General features: G+C 70.4%; 8 protein-coding genes, 1 pseudogene and 1 riboswitch. Of the genes and pseudogenes, 3 read left to right on the plus strand and 6 right to left on the minus strand.

Going from position 1 to position 7,664, the window contains the following annotated elements:
* Positions 1-64: 64 nt before the first annotated feature.
* Both JNW89_RS21215 and JNW89_RS21220 read right to left on the minus strand, forming a co-directional pair.
* The gene (locus JNW89_RS21215; protein ID WP_238450228.1) at positions 65-1,003 is read right to left on the minus strand and encodes an ABC transporter substrate-binding protein; all 939 of its coding nucleotides are present in this window, start codon (positions 1,001-1,003) and stop codon (positions 65-67) included.
* 110 nt (positions 1,004-1,113) lie between these two features.
* Positions 1,114-1,177, minus strand: a riboswitch (cobalamin riboswitch).
* Between the two features lie 108 nt (positions 1,178-1,285).
* Complete coding sequence (locus JNW89_RS21220) at positions 1,286-3,145, minus strand: M14 family zinc carboxypeptidase (RefSeq protein WP_238450229.1); 1,860 nt, start codon at positions 3,143-3,145, stop codon at positions 1,286-1,288.
* Between the two features lie 204 nt (positions 3,146-3,349).
* Between JNW89_RS21220 and JNW89_RS21225 the strand changes: the two genes are divergently transcribed.
* Complete coding sequence (locus JNW89_RS21225; RefSeq protein ID WP_238450230.1) at positions 3,350-3,778, plus strand: hypothetical protein; 429 nt, start codon at positions 3,350-3,352, stop codon at positions 3,776-3,778.
* Complete coding sequence (locus tag JNW89_RS21230) at positions 3,778-4,689, plus strand: C39 family peptidase (RefSeq protein ID WP_238450231.1); 912 nt, start codon at positions 3,778-3,780, stop codon at positions 4,687-4,689. Before JNW89_RS21225 ends, JNW89_RS21230 begins: the two co-directional genes overlap by 1 nt.
* Positions 4,690-4,769: 80 nt before the next feature.
* Here JNW89_RS21230 and JNW89_RS21235 read toward each other — a convergent pair whose 3' ends face one another.
* Genes JNW89_RS21235 through mqnE form a run of 4 tightly spaced genes read right to left on the minus strand, consistent with a single transcriptional unit; the run spans position 4,770 to position 7,224 of the window.
* The gene (locus tag JNW89_RS21235; protein WP_238450232.1) at positions 4,770-5,237 is read right to left on the minus strand and encodes a hypothetical protein; all 468 of its coding nucleotides are present in this window, start codon (positions 5,235-5,237) and stop codon (positions 4,770-4,772) included.
* Positions 5,238-5,286: 49 nt separating this feature from the next.
* Entirely contained in the window at positions 5,287-5,565 is a 279-nt protein-coding gene (locus JNW89_RS21240; RefSeq protein WP_238450233.1) for a DUF4229 domain-containing protein, read from the minus strand.
* A 43-nt stretch (positions 5,566-5,608) separates the two neighbouring features.
* Complete coding sequence (locus JNW89_RS21245) at positions 5,609-6,031, minus strand: hypothetical protein (RefSeq protein ID WP_238450234.1); 423 nt, start codon at positions 6,029-6,031, stop codon at positions 5,609-5,611.
* A 23-nt stretch (positions 6,032-6,054) separates the two neighbouring features.
* Positions 6,055-7,224, minus strand: a complete 1,170-nt coding sequence (gene mqnE, locus JNW89_RS21250; RefSeq protein WP_238450235.1) for an aminofutalosine synthase MqnE — start codon at positions 7,222-7,224, stop codon at positions 6,055-6,057.
* Between the two features lie 238 nt (positions 7,225-7,462).
* Between mqnE and JNW89_RS21255 the strand changes: the two are divergent.
* A pseudogene (locus JNW89_RS21255) lies at positions 7,463-7,664 on the plus strand (NlpC/P60 family protein); the annotation flags it as partial.

Genomic DNA, 7,664 nt, shown 5'->3' on the forward strand with positions numbered 1-7,664 from the left:
GGACGCGTCAGGCGTCCCGGCCGATCGGGGTCGCGTGGGTCGCACGGTCACCGGCGGCGAACGGTCACGCCGGCACCTTGGCGACCGCGTCGACGACCGCACGGAGCTGGTCGACCACGCGCGGACCCCAGCGCGAGGCGATGTCGTCGTCGAGGACGACCACCTGGTTGTTCTTGACGGCGGTGAGGCCGGCCCAGCCGCTGCGGGCCTTGACCGTCTCCGGGGTCTGCTGGCAGCACTTGGTGTCGGCCAGGAAGACGAAGTCCGGGTCGGCCTTGACGATCACTTCCTGGGAGAGCTGCGGGTAGCCGCCGTTCTTCCCGTCGGCGTCCGAGGCGTCGGCGATGTTCTCCAGGCCGGCGAGGGCGTAGATCGAGCCGATGAAGGTCTTACTGGTCGCGGTGTAGAGCTCCGGGCCCAGCTCGTGGTAGTAGGTCAGCTTCTCCGACCGCTGCGGCAGGTCCTTGACCAGCTTGGCGATGTCGTCCTTCATCCGCTTGGTGACGTCGGCGGCCTCGGCCGGGTGACCGGTCAGCGCGCCCAGGTCGGTGATCTGCCGGTAGGAGTCGTCCAGGGTGGCCGCCGCCGGGGTGAGCAGCACCGGGATCTTCAGCGTGGTGAGCTGGTCGACGATCTTGTTGGTGTCGTTGGAGAGCACCACCAGGTCGGGCGTCTTGGCCGCGATCGCCTCGGCGTTGGGCTGGAAGCCGGACAGGTCGCTCTTCGGCGCCACCGGCGGGTAGTTCGAATTGTCGTCGACGGCGGTGACCTGCTTGCCGGCACCGATGGCGAAGAGCATCTCGGTCACGCTCGGCGACAGCGAAACGATCTTCTCGGGGCGCTTCTCCAGCGTCAGCTTGCCGACCGTGACGGGGAAGGTGGCCGCCGCGCTGCTGCTGCCGGCGGCGGGGGTGTCGTTCGAGGTCTTCTCGGCGCAGGCGCCGAGGGTCAGTGCGGCCACCGCGAGGGTCGCGGCGAGCAGCCGGGGGGTACGTCCGGACATCTGTCCTCCTGTCGGTCGAGGAGCGTGGTGCTTCGCCGACAGGAACCTGGGCACCCGTCCGCGAGGCGCCCTTCCTCGAGAGCGCGTGTCGCGACCACCGACGCAGGCGACCTGGCTCGTCCCCGCGCGGGGCGGGGCATCACAGTTGCGGGACAGCGCCGGTTTCGCACCGGCTTCGCTGCGGTTGGTCGGAGCCACGGTAGCGCACGACCAGCGGAGATCGTCCGGACGGGAGGGGTGGGTGGGGTCCCGCCGGGGGCGGAGCGGGACCCCACCCGGCTATCAGGAGCTGGTGATGGTGACGTTGTCCACAGCCGCCTCGACCAGGCTCGCGCCGGAGGCGTCCGCCGCCTCCACCACGATCCGCACCGACTGCCCGGCGTACGGCGTCAGGTTGAGGTTCGCCACCGCCCAGGCGGCGTCCCGGTCGGTGGCCGCGCCCGCCTGGTTGAGCAGGGTGGTGGTGCCGCCGTTGTGGATCACGCTGACCCGCAGGTAGTCCGCCGACGAGGCGTTCGACCCGTGCGCCAGGTACCAGGCCAGCGAGAGGGTGAGCGTGCCGGTGGCCGGGAGGGTCACCGCCGGGGAACGGGCGCTGGTCACCCCGCCGTCGACGTCGTAGTCACCCGCCGCGGTGCCGGCGAGCCGGCCGGTGACCAGGTCGTTGGCGCCGGCGTACGGGACGAGCTGCTTGGCCCCGGAGGAGTTGGTCGCCTGGGCGGCGCCCCGTTCCCAGACCCCGGTGGTGGCGGTGTCCGTGCCGGCCGGGTTGGTGGTCCAGCCGGTGGCCGTCTCGAAGGTGTCCGACCAGACCGTGGTGCCGCCTCCGCCGCCGCAGTACTGGGACTGCTTGCCGATCGCCCGGTACGGGCAGTCGGCGTACTCGGAGAGCAGCAGCACCGCCTCCCGGTTTCGGGAGGTCTGCGCGGGGATCACCTCGTCCGGCGGGTAGAAGCCGCCGCCGGTGGCCGAGCCCGGGTACATCTCGAAGGTGTACGCCCAGATGCCGTGGGCGGCCCACATCCAGTCGATGCTGGTGCCGTCGGCGATGTAGAGGTCGCTGGACTGCTCCGGGGTGTAGCCGTTGGTGTTCGCCATCTGCTGGCCGATGGTGGCGAAGGTGCTGTACTGGTCGGCGCTCATCCCGGTGGGGGTGTTCGCGGTGGTGTAGCCGAACGGCCAGAGCACCAGCTGCGAGTAGGTGTGGAAGTCGATGTTCGCCTTGATCTGCTGCGTCCCGCCGACCACCCGGCTGTTGACGAAGTTGCGCAGCGCCTGGGTCTCCGGGGCGGAGAAGGCGGACGGGCCGCGGTACGTCTCCGACGAGGTGCTACCGGACGAGCCGCCGCAGCAGCCCCACTGGTACGACCAGTTCCGGTTCAGGTCGGTGCCGACATAGGTCGATCCGCTGTTGGGCTGCCGGTTCTTCCGCCAGGAGCGGTACGAGCCGGTGGCGATGTCGTACTCGCTGCCGTCGGGGTTGACCGTCGGGACGATCCAGATCTCCCGGGAGTTGACGATGTTGGTGATCCGGGAGTCGCTGCCGTAGCTGTCGGTGAAGAGGTTGAGCAGGTAGATCGCCATCTCGACGGTCAGGTGCTCCCGGGCGTGCTGCTGGGCGTTGAAGAGGATCTCCGGTTCGTTCTCGTCGGTGCCGACGTTGTCGGAGATCTTCACCGCCATCAGGTCGCGGCCCTCGTACGACGTACCGATGCTGATCTTGCGGGCGATGGCCGGGTGGTCCGCGACCGCCTGGTTCACGACGGCGGTCAGCTCGGCGTAGTCGTGGTAGTTGGAGTCGGCCGGCGGGAAGGCGAGGGTGCCGGCCTCGTCGTGGGAATGCGTCGGCGCGGGCTCGGACTCCAGCCGGAAGCCCAGCTTGGTGATCGCCGCCGCCTCGGCCCGGGTGGCCGAGACGTGCAGGACGCCGTGCTCGGAGTAGTCGATCGCCGCGCCGGTGCGGGCGACGGCGTTCCGGTCGGCCAGGGTGCGTGGTCCGAGCACCCGGTAGCCGGCGGCGGCCGGTTCCGGGTCCGGGGCGGGGCGGGCGGAGACCGGCCCGGCGGCGACGGTGACGAGGCCGAGCCCGACGGCGACGGCCAGCGCCAGCCGGCGGCGGAGTGGGGACGTGCGGAGGGCCATGGACAACCTCCTCGGGGTACGGGAGATCCCGTTGTCCGCACACTTCACCAGGAGTCACATGGTCATATCAACATTCATCACTTTCATGGTCCATCTCAGCCAGATCCTCCCGCCGGCAATAATTTTCCATGCCTCGACATCTGGCGGAACTTCCCTCCGAGCGGGACAGTGAACGGCAACGGTTCCTCACCTCGCGGAGTTGCCATGGCCAGCAAATCCCTGCGCGCCGTCGCCCTCGCCGGCGTCGCCGCACTCACCCTCCTCGGCACCGCCGTTCCGGCCCAGGCCGACAACAACCTGCCCGTCGTCACGCACGACGAGCAGATCACCTTCCAGGAATGGTCCAGCCACCCCGACTGGCGCTCCGGCAGCCACCAGGGCACGTACGCCATCCCGGGCCACCGCACCGGGATCACCATCGACCGTCCCGCCGGGACCACCACCTTCACCGACCCGCACGGCGGCGCCACCCGCACCTGGGAGTACGCCACCTGGACCTCACCGCAGACCCAGATCGGCTTCGACGCCACCGAACTGGTCGCCTCCTGGAACGCGGAAACCCCGGCCGCACCTGGATCCAGGTCGAACTCCAGGGCACCTACAACACCGGCGCCGCGACCCCCTGGTACGTGATGGGCCGGTGGGCATCCGGCGACCAGGACATCAAGCGGGCCACCCTGGACGGTCAGGGCGACCCCTGGTCGACCATCTGGACCGACACGTTCTCCATCGACGACGCGAAGGCGGGCGTGCTGCTGCGGTCGTACCAGCTGCGGCTGAACCTCTACCGCGCCCCCGGCCAGGCGGCCTCGCCCCGGGTCCGGATGCTCGGCGCGATGAGTTCGAACGTGCCGGACCGGTTCACCGTCGCCCCCAGCAAGGGCGGCATCGCCTGGGGCACCGAGCTGCCCGTGCCGGCCCGCTCGCAGATGATCCACCGGGGCAACTACCCCGAGTGGGGCGGCGGCGGGCAGGTCTGGTGCAGCCCCACCTCGACCACGATGGTCCTGGAGTACTACGGCCGCGGCCCGTCGGCCGACGACCTGTCCTGGGTCACCCCCGGCTACACCGACCCACAGGTCGCCCACGCCGCCCGGATGACCTGGGACTACGAGTACGTGGGCGCGGGCAACTGGCCGTTCAACACCGCGTACGCGGCCAGCTTCCCCGGCATCGACGCCCGGGTGACCCGGCTGCACTCGCTCGACGAGGTGGAGCGCTTCATCGCCGCGGGCATCCCCGTTGTCACCTCGCAGTCCTTCCTCGGCACCGAACTGGACGGTTCCAACTACGGCACCTCCGGCCACCTGTTCGTGGTCGTCGGCTTCACCGCCGACGGTGACGTGATCGTCAACGACCCGGCCTCCTCGTCCAACGCCGAGGTGCGCAACGTCTACAAGCGCGAGCAGTTCGAGCAGATCTGGCTGCGCACCAAGCGCTACCGGGCCAACGGCACGGTAGCCGGCGGCTCCGGCGGCATCGCGTACCTGATCAAGCCGGCCGATCGGCCCTGGCCGACGGTGCCCGGCTCCACCAACTGGTAGGGACCGACGCGACGGGCCCGGCACGGAGTTCCGTGCCGGGCCCTTCGGTCGAATTCGCGGGTCAGTCGGGTCGCCGGTCCTCAGTGGGACGGGGCGAACGGGGCCGGGGTCTCGGCCGCCTGCCGCCGACGGCGGACCGTCCGGACCACGATGACCACCCAGGCCACCGCGGCGACCACCCCGGCCAGGGTCAACCCGGTGACCAGCAGCCAGGTGGACCCGCCCGTGGTGGAGAAGACACCCTTGCGGGCGCCCGTGTCGCGCGCCGGGGCCGTGTCGCCCGCGACCAGGCCGTCAGGCGCGTCGTAGAGGATGACGTCGGCGCGCCGGGCACCGCCGTCGGTGGCCACGAAGTCCCCGTGCCACTCGCAGTTACGCCGTCCGCATTCCTCGTTCACGACGGTGAAGGTTCCCGCCGTACCGCTGCCGCCCTTGGCCTGCCAGGCCGGCACGAGGTCGGTGGCGCCCAGCATCAGTCCGATGAGCGCGATGACCGGAAGCCCGATCCAGACGAAAACCTTCGTCCGCCACCCGTTGATCTTATCCATGGCGGCAGACCCTAGCGGGGCCTTCCTGATTCCGCTGCCCTGTCGCGGCCTACCCCTCGCGGTGCGGGTCTGCCTGGTCAGGCTGGTCCTCACCGGCCAGCGCCGAGCGGAGCCGCTCCTTCTCGGCGCGCCGCCGCTCGGCCGCGAGGGCCATCTCCTCGGCCATCTCGTCCCGCCAGCGGCGCAGCAGGAAGTACGAGGCGGCGGCGGAGAACGCCAGCGCCAGGATCAGCTTCAGGAAGATGTCCATGTCGACCGGCCAGAGGGCCAGCACGACCGCCACGAAGAGCCCGATCCGGCCCAGCGTGTACTTGACCGCCGCGCTCACGTTCCCACTCCGTTCTCCGCCGCCGGGGTGACCCGGGTCGGGTTCAGCCCGTGCGTCGGGCCAGCCAGTGCACGCCATGGAACCAGAGCACCGCGTACACCAGGGTGAACGCGAGGGCGGCCAGGCCGCCGGTGAGCAGCGGCGCCAGACCGGCCGCCACCCCGGCGACCAGCAGCCCGCCGACCACCGCGACCACGGCGGCGACCAACGCCGCCACCACCCGGGCCGCGCCGAACTCCCAGGCCCGGAAGTCGTCCCAGTACAGCCACGCCGGCAGGATCACCGCCAGCCAGCCGTTGGTGCGCCCGAACTCCCCCGCGCCGATCGACGCGAAGGCCCAGTCGAACAGCACCAGCGCCAGCATCCCGATGACCCACCCGGCGAGGCTGACCCCGAGCAGGTCGCCCAGGGTGAGGACGCGCCCCTCGGCGTCCCGCCGGGGGAATCCGCTCCGCTGCTCGGTCATGGTGCTACGAGGATACGGCCGGATCAGGCCCAGACCTGCTGGGGCCCGGAACGCCGCTCGGCCAGCGACGGGGCCTTGTCGTACTCCCGGACCACGTTGTAGCGGGTGTCCCGCTCGACGGGCTGGAAACCGGCGTCCCAGATCAGGTGCAGCAGGTCGTCCCGGTGCATCGTGTTCGGGGTGCCGTACGAGTCGGCGTCGTGGGTGATCTTGTATTCCACGACCGAGCCGTCCAGGTCGTCCACCCCGAAGTTGAGCGACAACTGGGCCACCGAGAGGCCGTGCATCACCCAGAAGCACTTCACGTGCGGGACGTTGTCGAAGAGCAGCCGGGAGACCGCGAAGGTCTTCAGCGACTCGGCCGGCGACGCCATCGTGGTCTGCGCCTGGATCCGGTTACGGATCTTGCCGTCCGCCGAGTCGACGAAGTCGTGCTGGTAGCGCAGCGGGATGAAGACCGCGAAGCCGCCCGTCTCGTCCTGCAGCTCGCGCAGCCGCAGCACGTGGTCGACCCGGTGCCGGGGCTCCTCGATGTGGCCGTAGAGCATCGTCGACGGGGTCTTCATGCCCTTCGAGTGGGCCAGCCGGTGGATCCGCGACCAGTCCTCCCAGTGGCACTCGTGGTCGACGATGTGCTGCCGGACCTCCCAGTCGAAGATCTCGGCGCCGCCGCCGGTCAGCGACTCCAGGCCGGCGTCCATCAGCTCGTCGAGGATCTCGTCGGCGCTCAACCCGCTGATCTTCTCGAACCACTGCACCTCGGTGGCGGTGAAGCACTTGAGCTTGACGTTCGGCAGTGCCGCCTTGAGCTCGCGCAGCACCTTCGGGTAGTAGCGCCACGGCAGGGTCGGGTGCAGGCCGTTGACGATGTGCAGCTCGGTGAGCTGCTCGTCCTCCATCTCCTTGGCCTTGCGTACGGCCTCGTCGATGCGCATCGTGTACGCGTCCTTCTCACCCGGCTTGCGCTGGAACGAGCAGTACGCGCAGGAGGCGGAGCAGACGTTGGTCAGGTTGAGGTGCCGGTTGACGTTGAACATCACCCGGTCGCCGTTGAGCTCGGTACGGCGGTGGTGGGCCAGCCGCCCCAGCCAGGCCAGGTCGTCGCTGTCGTAGAGCGCGATCCCGTCCTCCCGGGTCAGCCGCTCACCGGCGTACACCTTCGCTTCGAGCTCGCGCTTGAGTCCGGCGTCCATCGAAAGCCACGTCCCTTCCACCTGCGGTCCCGGTCGAGCCTACGTCGGACCCCCGACGGGCCGGCAGCACGGGCACCGCCAGCGACGTACTTCACCGGACTCTCAGGCTTCCGTAACGGACGACGCATCGACATCGCTGTCTCAGTGAGGTAAGACAGGGTGGGGCGCGACACACACTGGTAGCGTCCCGGTCGCCGCGCCACCGTGCGCGGCACGAGCGCGCCGGACGGGGAGCGGAATGGTCGACAGCGGGCACGGGCGACGGCAGCGACGACGCAGGAGCCCGGTGATCTCGCCGGTGCTGCGTCCCGCGCTCTGGTCGGCCCTGCTCGGCGCCGTCGCGGCGATGGCCCTGGCCACCCCCGCGTACGCCGAACCGACGCTGCCCAACGCCGTTCCCGACACCGGCTCCCGCCCGGTGGCCGCCGGCGGCCTGCGCC

It is taken from the genome of Micromonospora sp. 4G55 (assembly GCF_016803375.1).